The following is a 19,999-nucleotide window of genomic DNA, read 5'->3' as shown; positions in this document are numbered from 1 at the left end:
TTCATTCCTGTCCAAACGGACGTAAGCATCGCAGCAATAGCGGCAAATACGCGCCGATCAATCGCCGCGCTTAACCTGTCCTGCTATGCTGCAGGCTGAACCGGTTTCGCGCTGCGCCATAAGACGATCCCTCCTGCGATAATGATCGCCGCTCCAAGCATCGATGTCGCATCTGGCATATCATCAAAGAAGGCCCACCCCAGCACACCGGCGATAATCAACTGCACATAAGTGGTTGGCGCAATAGTCGAAGCACCCGCTCTCATTGTTCCTAGGAAAGCCAGCCCGTGTGCGATGCTTGCGGAGACTGCGACCAATGCGCATTTCGCCACAACACTCCAATCGGGCACTGTGACCGCGAGAAAATCTGACCCAGTTTGGTGACCGATAAATGCAGCAACAGTGAGGAACGGCGCGGCAGATATCGCAAGGAAAGCTTGCATCGATAGCGTGCTTCCCTGGCCAGCGCTCGCGCGGTTGGCAATAAGCATAAGCGCAAAGAACAACGCGCTTGAAATCGGTAGCACTGCCATCCAGCCCAATTCTGCGAAGTTAGGTCGCAGGATCAGCCCAACCCCAACGAGCGCAATAAGCGAGACGATCCAGGTCGCCCGCGGCGCTTTCTCTCCCAAAAGCGGCCAGCTCAATATCGCTACAAATATGGGTGAGACAAAGCTCAGCGCCATCGCTTCGGCCAAAGGCATCACAAAAATCGCCGAGAAGAAACAGATGGTTGCACCCGTGAGGCAAATCCCTCGGCCCACTTGCAACCAAAAGTTCGCAGGAACAAACGCGCGCGCGCCTTCACGCCAAAACAACAAAGCCGAGAGCACAACAGCGCCGATGCAAAAGCGCAATGCAGCAACCGCGATCGGGGACCAAGCCCCCGCCATCGTCTTAATCACCGCATCCCCACAAGAGAGCAGCGCAAACCCGCACAGAGCGAGCAAGATCCCGCTGCGTTCTCTATTTTCCATTAACCACCGCCCTTAGTTATACGTAGGCCACGTATCAGCCCGCCCTGCCACCGACGTAAAATTCGAGCAAGCGAGCTTAGGAAAAAATCAAGGTTTCCAGTTTATTCACCAAACCATGACAGGACGCTCCCAGCAGCTCGCTGCGAGTGACCATATTTGAATTATTACGAATTTTTGGGGGTTTCATCGATGAGCGCATTCGGCCGGAAAAGTGCACCAGCAGGTATGAAGCCAGGTGCTCGTCCGTCGTTCGGCAACGCGAAGCCGATGCAAGGCGGCGGTGGCGGCTCTTCCGATGGCGAGGCAGGTGGTGAGCAATTCCCGCCTCTCCCAGAAGATGATCAACCAGCGAAGGAAGCCCCAGCGCCTGCAGCAAGTGGCAACTCGGAGCATGACGATGCGCTGGCCCGCCTCGATGACCGGATGAACACTACGCATTCCGGCGAAGCTGACATCGGCGGTTTTGAAGCCAGCGTTCACAAGATTAAAGAGCAAGTGCTCCCGCGCTTGCTCGAACGGGTTGATCCCGAGGCTGCAGCCACGCTTTCCAAAGAAGAGCTGTCGGAAGAATTCCGTCCGATCATTCTGGAAGTGCTCGCTGAGCTGAAAGTCACACTCAATCGCCGCGAGCAATTCGCGCTTGAAAAAGTGCTGGTGGACGAACTGCTCGGCTTTGGCCCGCTTGAAGAGCTGCTGACCGATCCCGACGTGTCCGACATCATGGTCAACGGCCCTGACCAGACATATATCGAAAAAGGCGGTAAGCTGACCATCGCACCCATCCGGTTCCGCGATGAGCAGCACCTCTTCCAGATCGCCCAGCGAATCGTGAACCAGGTTGGCCGCCGCGTCGACCAAACCACGCCGCTGGCCGATGCTCGCTTGAAAGACGGCTCGCGTGTTAACGTGATCGTCCCGCCGCTAAGCCTCAAAGGCACGGCGATCTCAATTCGTAAGTTCTCAGAGAAGCCGATCACGCTCGACATGCTCAAGGACTTCGGCTCAATGAGCGAGAAAATGTGTACAGCGCTCAAAATCGCAGGTGCCAGCCGGATGAACATTGTTATCTCAGGCGGTACGGGTTCGGGTAAGACCACCATGCTCAACGCTCTGTCGAAAATGATCGACCCAGGCGAGCGCGTGCTGACGATTGAGGATGCTGCCGAGCTTCGCTTGCAACAGCCACACTGGCTACCGCTCGAAACACGTCCGCCTAACCTTGAAGGGCAAGGCGCGATTACGATTGGTGACCTTGTTAAGAACGCCCTGCGTATGCGCCCAGACCGCATCATCCTTGGTGAGATTCGCGGCGCTGAGTGTTTCGACCTTCTCGCAGCTATGAACACTGGCCACGATGGTTCGATGTGTACGCTTCACGCCAACAGCCCGCGCGAGTGCCTAGGCCGTATGGAAAACATGATTTTGATGGGCGACATCAAGATCCCGAAGCAAGCCATTTCAACGCAGATCGCCGAATCCGTCGACATCATTGTGCAGGTGAAACGTCTGCGCGATGGTTCACGCCGCACCACGGACATCACCGAGGTAATCGGGATGGAAGGCGATGTGATCGTGACGCAGAACTTATTCAAGTTCGAATATCTCGACGAGAGCGAAGACGGCAAGATTCTAGGCGAATTCCGCGCCTCCGGCCTGCGTCCGTATACACTTGAAAAGGCCCGTCAGTACGGCTTTGATCAGGCTTATCTTGAGGCTTGCCTGTAGAAGCCTCAAGCGCCGGCGTTCGCGTCCGCTCACTTGGCTATCCTCGCATAGGCTCGGGCACGCAGTCGCGCTTGCGGCTTGCGGGTCGCTCGCCGGATGAATGCTAAATCGGTGCGAAGCACCGCAAGGCCGACTGGCCGTCCACAGCGACGCGACCTTCAGGTCGCATGAGCGAGGATATCGCAGCACGGACGTGCTGCGCAAAACCAAAACACTCCCCTCACAAACTTCCAATCACAACCGGCAGGCTCATGGTGAGCATGCCGCCGCCAATAATTGCGCAGCCAACAAATACGCTTGTCCAAGGCACCCATCCCACCTGATCGAGGCGTTCGATATCGCGCGCCTTGCCGCGCCGTCGCTCCATCAGTGAAGCAAAGCCAGCGACGAGCAAAAAGCCCGCGCCGGCCATAGCAAGGAGTTTTGCGTCACTGGCAAATAACAGATCATGGAACCAATCCATTAAGCGCATATGGCACGGCGATCAGATCAGGCAAGCATCCATGGTGTTCATGATGCGTCTAGCCTATAGTTTGTAGCTGAGCGTTTGGAAAAGGAACGAGCAATGCGCAAATTGGCAATCACATTTGGTTTGGTCGCAATGACGCTGACCACCGCCGCCTGTAATACTGTTCAAGGGTTAGGCGAGGACATCTCCTCGGTTGGCCGTGCTGGCGAAGACGCCATCGACTAGGCGCAGTCATAACGGCCTAGGCGGCTCACACCTGGCGATAGACCAGCGTCAGATTGTTTGCTGGCATTGTGTAACGGGCGCTGCGCGCAAAGCCTGAGCGTGCGGCGAGCGCATCTATATCTTCGAGCGCCCGCAAACCCCATCGCGGGTCGCGTGATTTCAAGCTTTGGTCAAATGCGATATTGGACGGCGCGGTTTCGACGCCATCTTCAACATAGGGCCCGTACAGTATCAATGGCGCACCCGTGGCAAGCACGTTGCCAGCACCGCTAAACAGACCCTGCGTCGCCTCCCACGGGCTGATATGCACCATGTTTACGCATAGAATTGCGTCAGCGCTCTCAATGCTCCATTCCGCCTCGCTTGCATCCAGCCGGATCGCTGGGAGTATGTTGGCCAGCCCCGCCTCGGCAGCATAGGCATCAACCGAAGCAAGCGCTTCTGGATCAAGATCGCTGGGCTGCCATTCGAGCTGCGGAAAACGCCGCGCAAAGAACACCGCATGTTCGCCTGAGCCGCTGGCCACTTCCAGTAAGCGGCCTTGCGCGGGCAGCTCGCGCTCAAGCACGTCAGCAACTGCTTCCGAATTGCGCGCTGTCGCCGGGGCATGACGCTTCACCGGTTAGAGCCTCAGTTAACTTGTCGCTCTTGGCCCGCCCAATAGGGCTCGCGCAATTGGCGGCGCAGAATCTTGCCTGATGGGTTGCGCGGCATCACGTCGATCACATCAATGCTTTTGGGCGCCTTGAAGGCCGCCACTCGCTCGCGCGCATAGGCAATGACATCGTCCTCATCGACATTTTCGCCTGGCTTGCACACGACGCAGGCCTTGACGGCCTCGCCCCATTTCTCATCCGGCACACCAATCACCGCGACCTCTGCAATGGCTGGATGGCCATAAATCGCGCTTTCCACCTCGGCGGGATAGACATTCTCGCCGCCCGAGATGATCATGTCTTTGATCCGGTCTTGGATATAGATGTAGCCATCTGCATCCATCAGCGCCGCATCGCCCGTGTACATCCAGCCATCGCGCAGGGCGCCTTTGGTGGCATCCGGCAAGTTCCAATAGCCCAGCATGTTGGACGGTGATTTAACCGCAATCTCGCCAATCTCGCCGCGTGGGAGCTCATCGCCATCAACATCGACAATCTTGATTTCGACACCGGGCATAGCCTTGCCGGCAGAGCGCATACGCACATTGCCTTCAAGCGAGTGATCCTCGGGCGGCAGCATGCTCACGGAACCGCACGTCTCCGTCATGCCGAACACTTGCAGCATTCCGGCTTGCGGCATGGTCTTTACCGCTTCTTTGAGCAGTTCGAGCGGCATGGGCGCGGCGCCGTACATCAGAAACTTGATGCCCGAGAAGTCGGTAGTCGCAGCCTTGGGATGCTGGATCACCATTTGCAGGGCCGCGGGCACAATGAACATATGCGTGCCGCCACGCTCAACGCCCTCGAGGAAAGTCGCCGGGTCAAATTCTTCCTGAATGATCGATTTGATACCACTGCTGATCGCGCTGATCACAATCCCAAGCCCGCCAATATGTGCGCAGGGCATGGCGACCAGCATCGCATCATCCGGCTCATACTGAGTCCAGGCAAACCCAGCCGCGCGCGATGGCCCGCGTAGCGCCAGCAAGGACGCATTGGTTAGCTCTGCGCCCTTGGGGTTGCCGGTGGTGCCGCTGGTATAGAGCTGGAGTACGGGATCGTTGTCGGAAGACGGTGTGAAGCTGGCAGGCTCAGCAGCGCCCGCGGCATCACGCAGCGCATGCTCAGGCATGACTTCGGCATCTAGGCCGTTGCTGGCCACCACCCCGCGTGCGGCTTCTTCAAACCCATCGCCGGTCACGACCAGTTTCGCGCCGGTATCGCCCAGAATATATGCAATCTCTGCCGGGGCCAGTCGCCAGCCAATCGGTGCTGTTACCGCTCCTATCCGCGCACCAGCGAGGAACAGAGCATAGAAGATATCGCGGTTCTTGCCGAGCCAAGCGATCCGGTCGCCTTTGCCAATACCGTGAGCTTGAAGCACACCAACCAAGCGTTTGGTCAGATCATCAAGCTCACCAAAGCTGATTGTGCGATCTTCCTGCTCAATCGCAATCCGATCAGGCCGGTCCTTCGCCCAGTGCGCAATAAACTCATGGAATGTCAGAAAGTCATCTGATCCGCTCATATCCGCTATATCCTCTCTTATGTTTTTTTGCCTTTCTGGCACGGATTAGCGGATGCGCAAGGCCCTACTTCTCTTTGGCGAAGGTCTCCCGCGCGATCAGCCAGACGGTCAACCCCAAGGGCCCCGCCAGAAAAGTCGCCAGCAAAATCGGCGCCTGAATAAACCGCGAGACACCGCGCTCATCTGCCTCGCGCGCGATCCACAGTCCGACAAACAAGTCAAAAGCTAGGTAATGAACCCAGCCCAAGACGAGGCCGCCATCCTTTGCGAATAGCGCTTGAACGCCAGCAACGGAGCTGAAGTTACCTTCTTCTCCATTGCCGGGTCCGATATCAATGCCCCCGGTCCAAAACCCGATAATGAGAAAGGCATAGGCCAAGGATAGGAGGCCTGCGCCACCAACCAGCAGCGCCCGCATAGACCATTCCCAGCGCGGGAGCAGGATCAGGATCACCCACGCAATCGCCGCATAGATGTTTGCCGCGCTGAACAGTGTATCCCATGGCATGTATCTCTCCCCTCTATAGCCCCTAAAGCTCGGCCAATTCCGGCAGGCTCGCTGCCATTTTCATGATCGCCTCATTCTCATGAACAAACCGCCCACGCGCCTTGCGCCGTGCAAAGGCAATCGCGGCGCGCGCAACCACTTCGGCCTTGATCCCGCGATATTTATGCAGCGAGCCAAGCATAAATGGATTGAGCACCGGGCTCGCCAAAGCCCCTAGCTTCTCAGCAGGGCGCGTATCATTCTGCCGCTTACCCAGAAGAAGGCCGGGCCGCAAAACATCGAGTCGCTCGAATTTGATTTTGCGTAATTCGCGCTCCGTTTCACCTTTGACCTTGAGATAGAGCGATTTTCCATGTGGGTCCGCTCCGACTGAGCTAATCGCGACAAAACGTTTAACGCCGTGTTCCTGCGCGGCGCGAGCGGTCGCGAGCACCAATTCGTGATCCACCGCGCGAAACGCATCCTCATCACGGCCAGACTTTTTCCAAGTAGACCCCAAGGCGCAAATCATCGCGGATGGACGGATCGCCTCGATCACTTCACCCCATTTTTCCGGCTCCGCGACGAACATCTCCATCCGAGCGCCTTTGGGCAGTGGCGCTTCTCGGCGCGAGATAGCGGTAAGGCGGACATCGCCCCGCCCGACGCACTGCTCCATCACACTGCGCCCGATGAGCCCTGTCGCTCCGACCAAAGCGAGACGCATGGGGCCTGAAAGCGGCTCAGACATTGCTCAACCCGCTCGGCGCTTTGCCGTAAATCTTGGTGCATTGGTCAATCGCAAAACGGTCCGTCATGCCAGCGAGAAAGTCAGCGATGTGGCGGCTGCGCTCGGGGTCTTCGGGCGGCAGGCCCTCCCGCCATTCAGCCGGCAGCGTCTCGCTATCTTGGCTGTATGCGACGAACAATTTGGCGATTACCTCGCGGGCCCGCTCGGCGGTCGCCAATTGTTCAGGGTGATAATAGAGCTTCTCATACATGAAGGCCTTCAGTCGCCGCTCCTGCTCACGCATTGGCGCAGAGAAGCCTGCTAGCGGGCGGTCCGCATCGCGCACTTCATCGGCTGACGCGACATCGGCGATGCGCGCCGTCGTCTCTTCCAGAAAATCATTGACCATCAGACCAATCTGCCCGCGTACCAGCTCGCGCAATTGCCGGTCGCGCGGCGCATTTGGAAAGCGCTTCTCTACGCTGCGCCACTGGTCCGCGACAAAATCGAGCGTCAGAAGATCATCAAGCTGGAGGAAGCCAGCTCGCAGCCCATCATCAATGTCGTGATTATCGTAGGCAATATCGTCCGCGATATTGGCCACTTGCGCTTCCAATGAAGGCCAGCGCCCCAAATCAAGCGGGAAGGCTTCGTCGATCTCGGCAATCGCCCAATTGGGTCCCGTCACCGGGCCATTGTGCTTGGCCATACCCTCGAGCGTTTCCCACGTCAGATTGAGTCCATCATGCGCAGGATAGGGGCTTTCGAGCCGAGTAAAAGTGCGCAGTCCTTGGGCGTTGTGGCAATAGCCGCCTGCATGCGCCATCGCCTCAGATAGCGCCGCTTCGCCAGCATGACCGAAGGGCGGATGGCCAATATCATGCCCAAGACACAAGGCCTCTGTCAGGTCTTCATGCAAGCTGAGCGCCCGGGCCAGCACTCGTCCAATCTGCGCCACCTCCAAACTATGCGTGAGCCGCGTGCGATAATGATCACCATCTGGCGCGATAAAGACTTGCGTTTTGGAGCGTAGCCGCCGGAAAGCAATGGAGTGAATAATTCGGTCACGATCACGCTGAAAGGCGTTACGAGGCCCCCGCTCGCCCTCGTCAGGCAAGCTGAATTCGCGGCCCTTTGAATGGGCGGGATCAGCGGCATAGCGGGCAAGCATCATGGTTAACGGGGATTAGGTGAGCCGTGCCGTGGCGACAACGGGAACAGAATACGAACCTCACAGTGGACTGTTCATAGCCGCATCATCCGTGCGGATTTTGCGCCTAATCCTCGGTCAATATCCAGTCGGCCGCCGCCTCGCAGTGAATGCGGGTCGTATCGTAGATCGGTAGAACGTTCGCATCGATATCAACGACCTGCTCCAATTCAGTACAGGCGAGGATGATGGCCTTTGCCCCTTGCTGTTCATTGACGGTGATAATCGTCTTCAGCGCACGTTCCGCATCGCGCGTTGCTTTGCCCAGTTTCAGCTCGGCGGTGATAATCCGGTCAAGCTGCTCGGCCGCTTCGGCATCTGGCGGCATCAGATCGACGCCATGCGCGACCAGCATTTTGCGAAAGAACCCTTCGGTCATGACTGATTTCTTGCCCAATAGGGTTGCGCGCTCAATCTTGTCAGCGGCCATTTTCTTGCCAACACAATCGGCGATATGGATCACCGGAACGGACACCGCCGCCGCCACATCCTCATAAACCTTATGCATGACGTTGGAGGTAATCAGGATAGCGGTGGACCCACCATCTTCCAGCCGCTTAGCTGTCTCGCTCAGCTCTTTGGAAGACTGCTCCCACTGCGCATCCTCGCGCAGATCGTAGTGGTCCCGAAAATCAAGAGTCTCGAGCAGTAAAGGCGGGCTGGCCACCGGGCCCAGCTGCTTCTGAACCAACCTGTTGATCTGGCGATAATAAGTCTGGGTGGAGATCCAGCTCATTCCCCCAATCAGGCCTAGTTTCCGCACGTGAGCGTTCCTTTTCAGTGCTAAGCTCGGCTTGCGCGAGTGCTTTGTACTTACTGGGTTACAGCAAGCTCTGCCTCAGGCGAAGCGCTATCTGGTGATATCGTGCCGATCCACGCCTTCAAGTCGTTCACGCTGCGCTCTGCCGCTTCCTCATGGGGCAAATGGCCAATGTCGGCATAGGAAACCAGCGCCGATGAAGGCAAATGCTCGTCATACCAATCGCCAGATGCGGCGGGAATAAGCGGATCTTCCGCGCCCCATATCACGAGCGCGGGCACCGTAATTCCGCTCACCGCCTCCGCGTCAAATGGGCTGCGCTCTACCGAAAACCGCGCAATCGTGGCCTGCCTATTGCCGGGGTATCGCAGAAGCTCCCAATAACGATCGACCATTTCGTCAGTGATCATGTCTTTATTGCTGACCATACCCGAGAACGAACTCTCGATCATCGAACGCGGCGTAATGTGCGCCATGATCTGATTAATGACCGGCGTGCGCGCCAGGCTCATTGCAAAACTGCCGCCACCCTCACGGCGTACGGGCGCACCGCTTGCACCGACCAGTACGATTCCGTCCAGCCGCTCTGGGTGCGCAAGTGCATAGCCAACGGTATGCGCCCCGCCCATTGAGCTGCCTGCAAGGATAAAGCTCTCAAGACCCAGCTTGTCGGCCACCTCGTCAATGTCGGCGACAAAGCTGCTCAGCGAATAATCACCGGCCAAATCGGGGCCAGTGAGGCCATGCCCGATCTGGTCAAAGCGGATCACGCGGTACTCATCCCGCAAGGCCTCGGCCCAAGGCTGCCAAGTATGAAGATCGGCAGTCGAGCCATGGAGGAGCACAAGTACTGGCGCATCCTCTTCGCCGCTGTTGGGCCCTTCATCGCGGTAGTGGACGCGCAGACCATCATCGAGCTCGACAAATTGCGACGGCTCTGCGCCATATTTAGCCTGCATCGCAGCTGCATCGGTATCGGGCACCCGCAATGCGATGATCGCAATTACGAATAGGATGAAGAGCACCGCAAGCCCGCGCAAAACCCATTTCATGATCAGTTCTCTCCTTGCGGCATTTCCAAGACCCAGCGGGTAAGCACCGCCAGCCCTTCTTCATCAACTGTATTCTTGCCCAGCTCCGGCATCGCAACGCCCGGCTCAGTCGAGCTCATTCGGTGGATCATGATAGAGCGTTCCGGCGCGCCTGGATCAATCGACACGGCCAATCCACCTGCACCGCGCCCAGCAGCAACGGGCGGCTTGCGAATGCCAATCGCATGGGGATCATCCTGCTCCCAGCGCAGATCGAGCCCTGAATTCGACGCCATGCCGCCAGGCTGATGGCAATGCGCGCAATTCACATCGAGATAGGCGCGGGCAAGCGAAGCAGTGTCTCCGCCCTCACGCTCATGCCAATCCGGCACACTATCGCTGGCCGCAGGCACCGCGTCTAACAGTCCGCGCTCGACCATTTGCTCAAGCCATGCGCCGTCCAGATTGCGTGCCTTTGGGCCAATTGGTGTCACGACGCCGTCTTTGACATGGCATTGCTTGCACTGGTTCTTATTCGGGATGCGGTAAGAGATTTCCGCCCCATCAGGCCGCGTAATGGGAATGCGAGCACCGGCGACTGCGAGCCGCGCATCGGTCTGCTCTTCGTTCCAGCGATAGGGCAGAGCCAGCCAACCATCGGTCCGGTGCAGGAGCACGCGTGTCTCAATCAACCGGCGGTCTGCCCCTTCCCCAAATGCGAAGGTTTTGATGAGCGCACTGCCAACTGGAAACTGAAGCAGCCCCTCCCCATCGGCTATGATCTGCTTGCCAGAAGGAATGTATGCAAAACGCAATTTGTCAGCGCCATCGGAATAGAGCGGAGTGTTGAGCTCATAACCGACGGCCTGAAGCGAGTCGTGATCGCGAAGGCGGAAGAAGAAACGATAGTCGGAAAGCTGTCGCGGCATCCCCTCCATAACGGCGATGTTGTTAACTGAAGCCGGAGTGCGCGCCGCAGTATCAGGCGCTGACGCAGCCATCGCCCCGGCTAAAGCGGCCAGCGCGCTCGCCAGAATCAGCGCATGCGTTCTCACTTAAGCCGGGCCTGCATGCTTTCAGGCAGAGTGACCCGAGCCAGTTCTGGCGCATCCCCGGCAACAACTGGGTTCAGCATTGATGGTGACGCACTGGTGAAGGGCTGACCGACCTCGGTCAGGCCAAGCGAAAGAACAGGAACCGCGTCCTCAATTGCCAGATTCTGATGAAGGCCATCGGTCAAAATCGATGGGAGAGCGCCACCAAACGCCGCGGCCAACAGTTCGCCGCCTTCAAAGTCTGGTGCGCTTCCGCCTGAGCCATAAATATTGCCGCGTACCACCACATCAACTGGGCGCGGTTGATAGCGCTCATCGTCAAATTCCTGAGTGTAGGCGATCAACATAACGTGCGAGGTAACGTTGTTGATCAGCGCGTTGTCCTGAACATGCACGCCCTGGTTAGCCATCACCATGACGCCCGTACCCGCAGGCACGCTGGCGACGATATTGCCCTCTGGCGCGAAGTTATCCGTGTTGTTTTCGATGACCGCATTGTTCGCGACAAGCACGGAGCCGCCGCCAACTTTGGGCAGACCAGGAAGATCGAAAACCAAAATGCCACCAGTATTTTGCGTGGCGAGGTTCTCCGTCACTTCTGCAAAATTGCTGTTCTCGATCTCGATGCCAGCGACGTTCTCGACCACGCGGTTGCGCCGCACGATGATCTGCTCGGACTGGCCGACATAAATGCCTGCGTCGGAAGCACCGCGAACATAGCTGTCTTGAACCAGCACATGGCTCGCCTCGACAGGGTAGATTCCATATGCGCCATTGGCGGCGTCGGGGCCATTGGTCCATTCCACGCGAATCCGGTCATAGATGATTTGGTCCGCACCTTTGGATTTGATCCCATCGCCCTTGGCATTCTCAATCGCAAAGTCGCGCAAGGTGACATCGTCGCTGGTCACGAGCAAGCCCTCGCCCGCGCCAGACTGAGTGGTGAAATCAAGTACGCTTTGCTGCATGCCAGCGCCGCGCAGCGTCACACCGTCGACATCCAAACTAAGCCCGTCGGTCAGCGCATAGCGCCCGGCCGCCAGCACAATCTCATCGCCCGGTTCGGCCAGTATCAGCGCCTCTTGTAAACGCTCCTGCGCGCCCTCGCCCGGCTCAATCGTATGCGTCGCAGCCAGTGCAGGGGCGGCAACAATCAGGGCCACTGCCCCGGCATATTGTGCAAAACTCTTCATGGACACCTCTCCCTTGGCGGGCATTGTGCCGGAGCGAGGAGATAATGCAAGTACCGCGCAGGTCTTAGTTCAGCAGTGATCCAATTGCGCAGCTCGTGGCGGCCATCCCAGTGACTTGCAATGCTTCACGGTCATCGACGCGCTGGATGCGGCCGATCAACTCAGATGGCGAGAGCGGTACGGTGGTCTCGCCATCGTCTGCGCGCAGCCCTTCGAGTTTTTTCAGTTGAACCAACGACAGGCGTTCAACCATTTTAGGGGCCATGCAAGCGGCCAGTTCTGGCGGCGCACCAGCATCCACCAAAGCCGCTTCGACACGGCTTTCGGTCACGCGGTCCAAACCGCCGCTGAAGTAGAACCATGCCCCTGTCGCGAGCAGAACGACCAGAATGAGAGCGATAAGCTTTTTCATGGCTGGTGGCCCTAGTCGAGCCCCTTCACGATCTCTTCGACCATCTTCTTCGCATCCGAGAGCAGCATCATGGTTTGGTCCATATAGAACACATCATTATCGACACCGGCATAGCCGACCCCGCCCATCGAGCGCTTAATGAAGAAGACCTGCTTGGCCTTATCGACATCGAACACAGGCATGCCATAAATGGGCGAGCTCTTGTCAGTCTTCGCCGCCGGGTTCACCACATCATTCGCGCCGATGATGAATGCGACATCAGCCTGCGCGAACTCGCTGTTGATGTCTTCGAGCTCGAACACTTTGTCATAATCGACGCTCGCCTCAGCCAGCAGCACATTCATATGCCCCGGCATACGCCCCGCCACCGGGTGAATGGCGAATTTCACCTCAACACCCTTCTCTTCGAGCATGTCGCACATTTCGCGCAGAGCATGCTGCGCTTGCGCTACTGCCATGCCGTAACCGGGGATGATAATGACCTTCTCGGCCTGCTCCAACATGAAGGCCGCATCGGCCGCGCTGCCTTGCTTATAGGGGCGAGCCTCGCGCGCTTCACCGCTGCCAGCAGCTTCATCCGCGCCAAAGCCGCCCGCGATCACCGAAATGAAGCTCCGGTTCATAGCCCGGCACATAATGTAGCTGAGAATTGCGCCCGATGACCCAACCAACGCGCCTGTGATGATCATCGCGGTGTTGCTGAGCGTGAAGCCCATCGCGGCAGCCGCCCAGCCCGAATAGCTGTTGAGCATGCTGACCACGACCGGCATATCCGCCCCGCCGATTGGGATGATCAGCAGGAAGCCGATGACAAAGGCGAGCACGGTGATCCAGATGATCATTTGGCCTTCGCCCGCCCCGCCGGCGCCTGACACGGCATATGCGGCAATAAGCCCTAGGATCGCCACCAGTGTTCCGAGATTGACTACATGGCGCATCGGCAAGAGAATAGGATTGCCGCTCATCCGGCCAGACAGTTTCAGGAAGGCGATGACCGATCCTGAGAATGTAATCGCACCAATCGCGATGCCCAGCCCCAGTTCAACCCGGCTGACCGTTAGGATCTGCCCCGCCGCATCCGTAATCCCGAAGCTCGCGGGGTCGAGCCATGCGGCGAGACCCACAACGACTGCGGCGAGGCCTACCAGCGAGTGAAAGCCTGCAACGAGCTCTGGCATCGCGGTCATCGCGATTTTGCGCGCGATGGTGAGGCCAATGACCGCGCCAATGGCGATCGCCGCTGCGATCAATCCGATCGTCTCTAGATCCGGCCCAACATAGCTATTGGCTGCATCGCCCAGCCTCATCGGCCAATGCGTTACCAGCGTTGTGGCAACAGCGATGACCATGCCGATCATACCATAGCGATTGCCCGCGCGGCTCGTGGCCGGGCTGGATAGCCCGCGCAATGCCAAGATAAAGAACACGCCGCTCACCAGATACGCGAGCATTGCCCATGCGGGAGTGGCAGCAGCGCCCTGTGCGGCGCTTGCGAGGATGGAGAAGGTCATCTCTTACTTCTCCTTCTTCTTATACATCGCCAGCATCCGCGCCGTTACTGCGAACCCGCCAAAGATATTGATGCTTGCGAGCACCACGCCAAACAGCCCGAGCCATTTGGCCACCGGGCTCGCCGCCTCTGCCGCCGCGATGAGCGCACCGACAATGATGACCGAGCTGATAGCATTGGTCACCGCCATCAGCGGCGTATGCAACGCCGGGGTGACTGACCAGACCACGTAATACCCGACGAAACACGCCAGCACGAAAATCGAGAGAATGCTGATAAAGTCCATTATTCGCCTTTCTCGGCTAATTCTTTGAGCACGATGTCCATCCGATCCATCGTGGCGTCAGCGACGGACGCATTAAGTTCATCCGCTTCGCGCTGCTGTTCCTCGCTCCAGTCGGGGCAAGCTATATCGACCAGGCTCATCTGATAATCGTAGTCCGCACGAGCAATGACAAAATCCAACCGGCGCGCGTATGCCTTCTGGCCATCGCGAAGCGCGACAAACCGGTCGATAGCGGGCACGAGAGCATCCGTACCTCCACATGGATTATACAAAAATTGCAGGACTACCCCGACTTCCGCACGCAGCTGAGCACCTGCGCGCGCATCATCTGGCAGATATACAGCGCTCATCGATTGCGCATCAGCAGGCTGCGCGCTGGAACATGCGGCAAGTAAGCCAGTCAAACCGAGCAGTAAAACTCTCACGGCAACGCCCGATCGTTCAATTCTGCGTGAGCCAGATCAATTGCTCTCAAGGCTGCGTTGGCTCTGATCTCGATATCTTGCCGTTTGCCCATTGCGGCCCGAAGCAGGGTTTGTGCTTGGTCCTCGTTGATTTCACCGAGTGAACAGCGAACAAGAGTGCGTTGGTGCATCACCGCATCCAACTCATCCTCATATGCGATGTTCACATCCAAAATCAGCTGTGTGTCCTGCATTGATTGGATCAGCGTGTTCAGCTCAGAGGTAATACCACCAAAGGCCGCTTCGTATTTCATGGGAGGCTTCGATGGGCAGACAGGCACAAACTCTTGGATATATTCGCGAATCTCAGCGCGCAATGCTCTACGCTCCTCACCGGCGGTCTGAAGAAGCTCCAGCGCGAGAAATTCTGGCTGCGGAGATGCCGCAGCCGGGAGCGCACATAATCCAGTTGTGAGCGCCGCGGATGCCAGAGAGGCCCTCACCCCAATAGCCTCTCATTCACAATCTTACCGCCCTGCGTCAGGCGCACCGCATCGCCGATTTCCTCGTCGAGCACGGGCTTGCCCGCTTCGGTATCCCAAAAGGCCGAGAGGAAATTATACAGGTTCCGCGCGAACAAGGCGCTGGCATCAGCCGCCAGATGGCCAGCCGTATTTGAAAAGCCGATGATGGTCACGCCATGCTTTTGCACTGGAGTATCAGGCCGCGATCCCTCGACATTGCCGCCTTGGGACACTGCGAGATCGAAGATCACACTGCCGTCTTTCATGCTGGCGATTTGCGCATCTGAGATAAGGCGCGGTGCATCGCGTCCGGGGATCAGCGCCGTGGTTATGACGATATCCTGTTTGGCGATGTGTTCAGATACCAGCTCGGCCTGCGCCTTCTGGTATTCTTCACTCATTTCGGTGGCATAGCCGCCCGAACCCTCGCCCTCGATCCCCTCAACGCTTTCAACGAAGATCGGTTTTGCGCCGAGCGATTGGATCTGTTCTTTCGTGGCGGATCGCACATCGGTTGCAGAGACTTGCGCGCCCAACCGCTTGGCTGTCGCGATTGCCTGAAGTCCTGCGACTCCGACGCCCATGACAAAGACTTTCGCGGCCTGAACCGTACCTGCCGCCGTCATCATCATCGGGAAGGCGCGGCCATAGGCATCTGCTGAGGCGATCACCGCCTTATATCCAGCGAGGTTCGACTGGCTGGAAAGCACATCCATGCTCTGCGCGCGGGTAATACGCGGCATAAATTCCATGCTCAATGCCTCTAGCCCTTGCTTCGCGTAGCTTTGGACCAAATCACCATTACGGAACGGGTCAAAGGTCGCCGCCACCCATGCGCCGGGCTTTGCGCCAGCAAGCAGCACGGGATCAGGCGCTTGAATACCAAGAACGATATCCGCGTCTTTGCATGCATCCGCCGCTGAGCCCACGCTCGCGCCCGCATCAACAAATGCCTGATCAGAGATCGATGCGCCGGAACCAGCGCCCGCCTCGATTGCCAAATCCGCGCCTAAAGCGATGAATTTTTTGACCGTTTCCGGCGTGGCGGCAACCCGCTCTTCGCCAGATGCTCGCTCTTTAAGAACCGCTATGCGCATGCCTCTGCGCTAGTTCACGCGATGATCAGAATAACGAGGAACGTGATGACCGCAAGCAGCGGCACGACCCATTTCAAGCTTGCGATAAAGCCAGAATACATCTTGTTTGCAGAATTCATGTCATGCGACGAAGCCATGGGACCCCCGGAACGAAATTAAAGACTATTTACACTGTCCTATCGCGCTGAGCCCGCTTGCTCAAGCCCCTGCACATGCCGTGTTCAGAGTGACAAGCGTAAATATCACCAGAGTTAGGCTTAATCGGCTCTTTACCCTTGTCCTGTATTGGCACGGTCAAGCGCTGAATAGCTCGGCGTTGGAGGTGATCTTTTGGGGCAAGACCGAATGGATGATTGCGACACACGTCTACTGTTGCTCGTTGATGATGAGCCGGCGCAAAGCCGCCTTATAACGGCACTCGCAGCGCGTGAGGGTTTCCGCACGCTTGTCGCGGGCGAAAGCGATGAAGCAATTGATATGCTCGATTCCGACGAAGGAACGCATGTCAGCGCAATCTTGATCGACCAATGGGTCCCGGGCGAGAGCGCATGCGACCTTATTCGTGAGTTGAAACAGCGCCGCCCAGCCGCGCCTGTCCTGATGCTGACATCCAGCACCTCGCCCTTGCTCGCTGTCGAAGCGATGCGTGCGGGCGCTACCGATTACCTGATCAAGCCTGTCGCGCCAGAACGGCTGCTTCAGGCATTGCGCAGCGCGACAACCCGCGAAGCGCCTAAAAACGAACTTCAGCCATTGGCTGAGAAGATCCACAAGACGCTCGATTTCGATGCGATGGTGGGCACAGCGCCGCCATTTCGCACGGCGCTCGCGAAAGCAGCAACCGCGGCGCGCGGCCACGGCCATGCGCTCGTTGAAGGCGAAACCGGCACAGGCAAAGAAATGCTGATGCGGGCCATGTTCGGCTCGTCACCGCGTGTAAAAATGCAAATGCGCTCGATCAACATCGCTGGCGTTCCTGCTACCTCGATTGAGACATTGCTGTTCGGCCATGAGAAAGGCGCATTTCCAGGCGCGTTCGACAAGCAAATTGGCTCGCTGCAGATTTGCGATGGCGGCACTCTATTGCTTGATGAAATCGACCGGCTTGATCGCGAGCTTCAAGACCGTCTAGCCGAAGTGCTGGAGACCGGCGTTGTCCGCCCGACAGGCGCACTACATGGTTTTAAAGTCGATGTCCGCGTAATGGCGTCAAGCGATCAACCGCTAGCGCAAATGGTCGAAGATGGTGAGTTTTCAAAAAGCCTTTACGAGATACTTTCAGCCACGCTGATCGAGGTCCCACCACTGCGTGAGCGCAGCGGCGATATTCCCGCGCTGACACGCCATTTCCTCACCCGCATTGGTGAGCAACCGGGCCTGCGCCATCACTCCATCGCTGACAGCGCGCTGACGCTGCTCGAAGCATATGATTGGCCGGGCAATGTCCGCCAGTTGCAAGCGGTGCTGTTCCGCGCAGCAGTATATAGTGAGGAAAGCGAAGCGCTTACCGCAGATAGCTTTCCCCAATTGTATGAATTGCTAGGCGACCGTCAGGATCGCGCAGAAAGCAGAGCACGCGGCCTTGGCGTATTGCTGTACACTGATGACGGCAATCTGCGCCCGCTGGAAGAGATTGAGGCCGATGTTATCCGCCTCGCCATTGGCCACTACCGCGGCCGTATGACCGAAGTCGCACGCCGCCTCGGCATTGGTCGCTCGACGCTCTATCGCAAGCTCAGCGATCTGGGGATTGACAACGCTGCTTGATGTAATGCCGCGATCCGCCTAGCGGGTCGTACATGACGGATATCCAAGATTTTGAAGGCCGCACTGCGCTCGTAACGGGTGCAGCATCCGGCATTGGCGCGGCCTGCGCGAAGGCTCTTGCTGCTCGCGGCGCAGCAAAGCTCTTCCTCGTTGATGTTGATACAGCCGGCATGGACGCGCTCGACTTGCCTTGCGAGGTGGAGACGATCACCGGAAGCGTAGCCGAAGAGGCCTTGTGGAGCGATCTCGAGCCCCGTCTTGTTGGTCTCGATCATGCTGTCGTCAACGCTGGAATCGGCGGTAGCGGCCAAATCGCCAACCTCGAGTTTACCGAGTGGCGCCGCATTATGGACGTCAACCTCGATGGCGCTTTTCTGACTCTTCGCGCCGCGATGCGTGCGATGAAAGACAAAGGCGGCAGCGCCGTCATCACCTCATCATCAACCGGGGTAAAGCCTATCGCTGGGATCGGACCTTATGGCGTGGCCAAGGCCGCGGTTTCTCATATGACGCGGATTGCAGCCCTTGAAGGCGCGCCCAACAAGATCCGCGTTAACGCCATCGCACCGGGCGGCGTCGACACAAACATCTGGGAAAGCTCGCCAGAGTTCAAACAGTCCGTCGAGGCCAATGGGCGCGAAGCAACGATCAAGGCGATGACCACGACCACACCGCTCGGCCGCTTTGCCACAAGCGAGGAAATCGCCAGCGATATTCTCTATATGTTAGCTCCGTCAGGCGCGAACCTCACTGGCCATGTGCTGGTCTCTGATGGCGGATTTACGCTCTAAGCGCCTTACCAGGTAAAGCGCTGCTCCACCCGCGTCTCACCCTCGCTCCCGCGCAAGCTGAGGGTTACAGCCTCGCGCCGCCAGTCAATCTCGACCAGACCAAAATTCTCTTCCGAGATAAAGTCGGTGAGTCGCTTGGGATCAGGCTCGCGCTCGGTGTTCCGCTCGGTTGAGCTGAAGGAATAATTGAGCGAGCTGCTGGTCAATTCCCACAATTTCTCGCCGTCAGCAGCCTCTGGTGTATCTGTGTAGATGCCGCCAGCATGCCTATCGCCTGACAGCATCACCAGACCGCTCTCCGCCCGCTTTGACAGCATCCCATAAAGCTTAGCCCGTTCAATCGGCAGCGCCTCCCAGCTTTCGTAATTATGCGCGTCAGTGATCACTTGAATTGAGCTGACGAGAATGCGCAGGTCCGCCGGTTTGGCAAGTTCCTGCTCCAGCCATTGCCATTGCGCATCGCCAAGCATGGTCTTACCGCTATCTTCGCTGGGGACGTAGGGACCAAGCGGCGGTCGTTCCGGTGAGTAGGCTATCGTCTCGAGCTCGGAGCGGAAGAAACGCGTATCGAGCATGATGATCTGGACGCGCTTGCCCGCCTCGCCGAACATGCGGCTCTCGTAAATGCCCGGGCGCGATTTCACCTCTTCTGATGATCCCCAGAAAGTCTCAAAAATCGTCTCTGACCAGCCGCGAAACGCGAAGTTTGCGCCGCCATCATTGAGCCCAAAGTCATGGTCATCCCAAGTGATCATCATCGGCACCTGCTTGCGAAACTCGGTGAGTTCGGGCGTCTCAGCCTGTTTCTGATAGGCGGCGCGCAGCGTGCTGAGTGAAGCATCACCTTTCCAGAATTGATCGCCGTAATTGTTGTCACCGATGAACAAAAACACATCGGGGTTCGTCGCGGCGATCTGAGCCCACATATGCTGGCTGCGCGATTGGTGATTGCAGCTGCCAAAAGCAATCCTCGAGAGATTGGCATCCGCCGCCAGAGATTTGCCTTCAGGCGCAACGGGCAGCTCCACCTGATCTTTCAGCGCAGCAAAGTACCCGGTCAAAAACGCATCCGGACCAGCCGCGACAGGCTCGGTTTGCGCGGTGACAGGCGCAGCGAATAGCAGAGGAATAGCAAGCAAAGCACGGCGCATAAGACATCTCC

At 57.9% G+C, this 19,999-nt stretch carries 22 protein-coding genes; 4 read left to right on the top strand and 18 right to left on the bottom strand.

The window, feature by feature from the left end; all coding sequences use genetic code 11:
* Positions 1–83: 83 nt before the first annotated feature.
* Positions 84–977: a DMT family transporter gene (locus ACFCXQ_RS08110; protein WP_379549539.1), complete on the bottom strand. Its 894-nt coding sequence runs from the start codon at positions 975–977 to the stop codon at positions 84–86.
* A gap of 189 nt (positions 978–1,166) precedes the next feature.
* On the opposite strand from ACFCXQ_RS08110, the gene ACFCXQ_RS08105 reads away from it, so the two are divergent.
* Complete coding sequence (locus ACFCXQ_RS08105; RefSeq protein ID WP_379549537.1) at positions 1,167–2,702, top strand: CpaF family protein; 1,536 nt, start codon at positions 1,167–1,169, stop codon at positions 2,700–2,702.
* Between the two features lie 220 nt (positions 2,703–2,922).
* Here ACFCXQ_RS08105 and ACFCXQ_RS08100 read toward each other — a convergent pair whose 3' ends face one another.
* Positions 2,923–3,174: a hypothetical protein gene (locus tag ACFCXQ_RS08100; protein ID WP_379549536.1), complete on the bottom strand. Its 252-nt coding sequence runs from the start codon at positions 3,172–3,174 to the stop codon at positions 2,923–2,925.
* A gap of 93 nt (positions 3,175–3,267) precedes the next feature.
* Between ACFCXQ_RS08100 and ACFCXQ_RS08095 the strand changes: the two genes are divergently transcribed.
* Complete coding sequence (locus tag ACFCXQ_RS08095) at positions 3,268–3,396, top strand: entericidin A/B family lipoprotein (protein WP_379549534.1); 129 nt, start codon at positions 3,268–3,270, stop codon at positions 3,394–3,396.
* Positions 3,397–3,421: 25 nt separating this feature from the next.
* On the opposite strand, the gene ACFCXQ_RS08090 is transcribed toward ACFCXQ_RS08095, so the two are convergent.
* The 15 genes from ACFCXQ_RS08090 to ACFCXQ_RS08020 form a co-directional block, all read right to left on the bottom strand.
* Positions 3,422–4,015: a DUF938 domain-containing protein gene (locus ACFCXQ_RS08090; RefSeq protein ID WP_379549532.1), complete on the bottom strand. Its 594-nt coding sequence runs from the start codon at positions 4,013–4,015 to the stop codon at positions 3,422–3,424.
* 11 nt (positions 4,016–4,026) lie between these two features.
* Positions 4,027–5,580: a fatty acid--CoA ligase gene (locus tag ACFCXQ_RS08085; protein ID WP_379549531.1), complete on the bottom strand. Its 1,554-nt coding sequence runs from the start codon at positions 5,578–5,580 to the stop codon at positions 4,027–4,029.
* A 64-nt stretch (positions 5,581–5,644) separates the two neighbouring features.
* A complete protein-coding gene (locus ACFCXQ_RS08080; protein WP_379549529.1) occupies positions 5,645–6,088 on the bottom strand; it encodes an ABA4-like family protein in 444 nt (147 codons plus the stop codon).
* 22 nt (positions 6,089–6,110) lie between these two features.
* The gene (locus ACFCXQ_RS08075; RefSeq protein ID WP_379549528.1) at positions 6,111–6,818 is read right to left on the bottom strand and encodes an NAD(P)H-binding protein; all 708 of its coding nucleotides are present in this window, start codon (positions 6,816–6,818) and stop codon (positions 6,111–6,113) included.
* Positions 6,811–7,971 (bottom strand): deoxyguanosinetriphosphate triphosphohydrolase, encoded by a 1,161-nt coding sequence (locus tag ACFCXQ_RS08070; protein ID WP_379549526.1) that lies wholly within the window; start codon positions 7,969–7,971, stop codon positions 6,811–6,813. Before ACFCXQ_RS08070 ends, ACFCXQ_RS08075 begins: the two co-directional genes overlap by 8 nt.
* Positions 7,972–8,074: 103 nt before the next feature.
* Positions 8,075–8,770: an aspartate/glutamate racemase family protein gene (locus ACFCXQ_RS08065; RefSeq protein WP_379549524.1), complete on the bottom strand. Its 696-nt coding sequence runs from the start codon at positions 8,768–8,770 to the stop codon at positions 8,075–8,077.
* Between the two features lie 50 nt (positions 8,771–8,820).
* Complete coding sequence (locus ACFCXQ_RS08060) at positions 8,821–9,819, bottom strand: alpha/beta fold hydrolase (protein ID WP_379549522.1); 999 nt, start codon at positions 9,817–9,819, stop codon at positions 8,821–8,823.
* Between the two features lie 2 nt (positions 9,820–9,821).
* Positions 9,822–10,853 carry an SO2930 family diheme c-type cytochrome gene (locus ACFCXQ_RS08055; protein WP_379549520.1) on the bottom strand — a complete coding sequence of 344 codons (1,032 nt, stop codon included), beginning with the start codon at positions 10,851–10,853 and terminating at the stop codon, positions 9,822–9,824.
* Positions 10,850–12,046 carry a parallel beta-helix domain-containing protein gene (locus ACFCXQ_RS08050; protein ID WP_379549518.1) on the bottom strand — a complete coding sequence of 399 codons (1,197 nt, stop codon included), beginning with the start codon at positions 12,044–12,046 and terminating at the stop codon, positions 10,850–10,852. The genes ACFCXQ_RS08055 and ACFCXQ_RS08050 overlap by 4 nt, the downstream gene beginning before the upstream one ends.
* Positions 12,047–12,110: 64 nt before the next feature.
* Complete coding sequence (locus ACFCXQ_RS08045; RefSeq protein WP_379549516.1) at positions 12,111–12,458, bottom strand: hypothetical protein; 348 nt, start codon at positions 12,456–12,458, stop codon at positions 12,111–12,113.
* 11 nt (positions 12,459–12,469) lie between these two features.
* Positions 12,470–13,969, bottom strand: a complete 1,500-nt coding sequence (locus ACFCXQ_RS08040) for an NAD(P)(+) transhydrogenase (Re/Si-specific) subunit beta (protein WP_379549514.1) — start codon at positions 13,967–13,969, stop codon at positions 12,470–12,472.
* A 3-nt stretch (positions 13,970–13,972) separates the two neighbouring features.
* Positions 13,973–14,254 carry an NAD(P) transhydrogenase subunit alpha gene (locus ACFCXQ_RS08035; protein ID WP_379549512.1) on the bottom strand — a complete coding sequence of 94 codons (282 nt, stop codon included), beginning with the start codon at positions 14,252–14,254 and terminating at the stop codon, positions 13,973–13,975.
* Positions 14,254–14,604, bottom strand: a complete 351-nt coding sequence (locus ACFCXQ_RS08030) for a hypothetical protein (protein ID WP_379549510.1) — start codon at positions 14,602–14,604, stop codon at positions 14,254–14,256. The genes ACFCXQ_RS08035 and ACFCXQ_RS08030 overlap by 1 nt, the downstream gene beginning before the upstream one ends.
* A gap of 71 nt (positions 14,605–14,675) precedes the next feature.
* Positions 14,676–14,972 carry a hypothetical protein gene (locus tag ACFCXQ_RS08025; protein WP_379549508.1) on the bottom strand — a complete coding sequence of 99 codons (297 nt, stop codon included), beginning with the start codon at positions 14,970–14,972 and terminating at the stop codon, positions 14,676–14,678.
* A 185-nt stretch (positions 14,973–15,157) separates the two neighbouring features.
* Entirely contained in the window at positions 15,158–16,279 is a 1,122-nt protein-coding gene (locus tag ACFCXQ_RS08020; protein WP_379549507.1) for an NAD(P) transhydrogenase subunit alpha, read from the bottom strand.
* 345 nt (positions 16,280–16,624) lie between these two features.
* Here ACFCXQ_RS08020 and ACFCXQ_RS08015 point away from each other — a divergent pair, with 345 nt between their 5' ends.
* Positions 16,625–18,046 carry a sigma-54-dependent transcriptional regulator gene (locus tag ACFCXQ_RS08015; RefSeq protein WP_379549505.1) on the top strand — a complete coding sequence of 474 codons (1,422 nt, stop codon included), beginning with the start codon at positions 16,625–16,627 and terminating at the stop codon, positions 18,044–18,046.
* 32 nt (positions 18,047–18,078) lie between these two features.
* Positions 18,079–18,837, top strand: a complete 759-nt coding sequence (locus tag ACFCXQ_RS08010) for an SDR family NAD(P)-dependent oxidoreductase (protein WP_379549503.1) — start codon at positions 18,079–18,081, stop codon at positions 18,835–18,837.
* Between the two features lie 5 nt (positions 18,838–18,842).
* Here ACFCXQ_RS08010 and ACFCXQ_RS08005 read toward each other — a convergent pair whose 3' ends face one another.
* Positions 18,843–19,988, bottom strand: coding sequence for an alkaline phosphatase D family protein (locus tag ACFCXQ_RS08005; protein ID WP_379549501.1), 1,146 nt, complete (start codon positions 19,986–19,988; stop codon positions 18,843–18,845).
* Between the last annotated feature and the right edge of the window lie 11 nt (positions 19,989–19,999).

The sequence above is a fragment of the Qipengyuania rhodophyticola genome, assembly GCF_042493225.1.
Classification (GTDB): domain Bacteria; phylum Pseudomonadota; class Alphaproteobacteria; order Sphingomonadales; family Sphingomonadaceae; genus Erythrobacter.
This window is presented reverse-complemented; position numbering and strand designations above follow the sequence as displayed.

Bases quoted from the DNA above. Each gene is read 5' to 3' on its own strand.
- ACFCXQ_RS08110 (WP_379549539.1), bottom strand. From the start codon at position 977: ATGGAAAATAGAGAACGCAGCGGGATCTTGCTCGCTCTGTGCGGGTTT.
- ACFCXQ_RS08105 (WP_379549537.1), top strand. From the start codon at position 1,167: ATGAGCGCATTCGGCCGGAAAAGTGCACCAGCAGGTATGAAGCCAGGT.
- ACFCXQ_RS08100 (WP_379549536.1), bottom strand. From the start codon at position 3,174: ATGCGCTTAATGGATTGGTTCCATGATCTGTTATTTGCCAGTGACGCA.
- ACFCXQ_RS08095 (WP_379549534.1), top strand. From the start codon at position 3,268: ATGCGCAAATTGGCAATCACATTTGGTTTGGTCGCAATGACGCTGACC.
- ACFCXQ_RS08085 (WP_379549531.1), bottom strand. From the start codon at position 5,580: ATGAGCGGATCAGATGACTTTCTGACATTCCATGAGTTTATTGCGCAC.
- ACFCXQ_RS08080 (WP_379549529.1), bottom strand. From the start codon at position 6,088: ATGCCATGGGATACACTGTTCAGCGCGGCAAACATCTATGCGGCGATT.
- ACFCXQ_RS08075 (WP_379549528.1), bottom strand. From the start codon at position 6,818: ATGTCTGAGCCGCTTTCAGGCCCCATGCGTCTCGCTTTGGTCGGAGCG.
- ACFCXQ_RS08070 (WP_379549526.1), bottom strand. From the start codon at position 7,971: ATGATGCTTGCCCGCTATGCCGCTGATCCCGCCCATTCAAAGGGCCGC.
- ACFCXQ_RS08060 (WP_379549522.1), bottom strand. From the start codon at position 9,819: ATGAAATGGGTTTTGCGCGGGCTTGCGGTGCTCTTCATCCTATTCGTA.
- ACFCXQ_RS08050 (WP_379549518.1), bottom strand. From the start codon at position 12,046: ATGAAGAGTTTTGCACAATATGCCGGGGCAGTGGCCCTGATTGTTGCC.
- ACFCXQ_RS08045 (WP_379549516.1), bottom strand. From the start codon at position 12,458: ATGAAAAAGCTTATCGCTCTCATTCTGGTCGTTCTGCTCGCGACAGGG.
- ACFCXQ_RS08040 (WP_379549514.1), bottom strand. From the start codon at position 13,969: ATGACCTTCTCCATCCTCGCAAGCGCCGCACAGGGCGCTGCTGCCACT.
- ACFCXQ_RS08035 (WP_379549512.1), bottom strand. From the start codon at position 14,254: ATGGACTTTATCAGCATTCTCTCGATTTTCGTGCTGGCGTGTTTCGTC.
- ACFCXQ_RS08030 (WP_379549510.1), bottom strand. From the start codon at position 14,604: ATGAGCGCTGTATATCTGCCAGATGATGCGCGCGCAGGTGCTCAGCTG.
- ACFCXQ_RS08025 (WP_379549508.1), bottom strand. From the start codon at position 14,972: ATGAAATACGAAGCGGCCTTTGGTGGTATTACCTCTGAGCTGAACACG.
- ACFCXQ_RS08020 (WP_379549507.1), bottom strand. From the start codon at position 16,279: ATGCGCATAGCGGTTCTTAAAGAGCGAGCATCTGGCGAAGAGCGGGTT.
- ACFCXQ_RS08015 (WP_379549505.1), top strand. From the start codon at position 16,625: ATGGATGATTGCGACACACGTCTACTGTTGCTCGTTGATGATGAGCCG.
- ACFCXQ_RS08010 (WP_379549503.1), top strand. From the start codon at position 18,079: ATGACGGATATCCAAGATTTTGAAGGCCGCACTGCGCTCGTAACGGGT.
- ACFCXQ_RS08005 (WP_379549501.1), bottom strand. From the start codon at position 19,988: ATGCGCCGTGCTTTGCTTGCTATTCCTCTGCTATTCGCTGCGCCTGTC.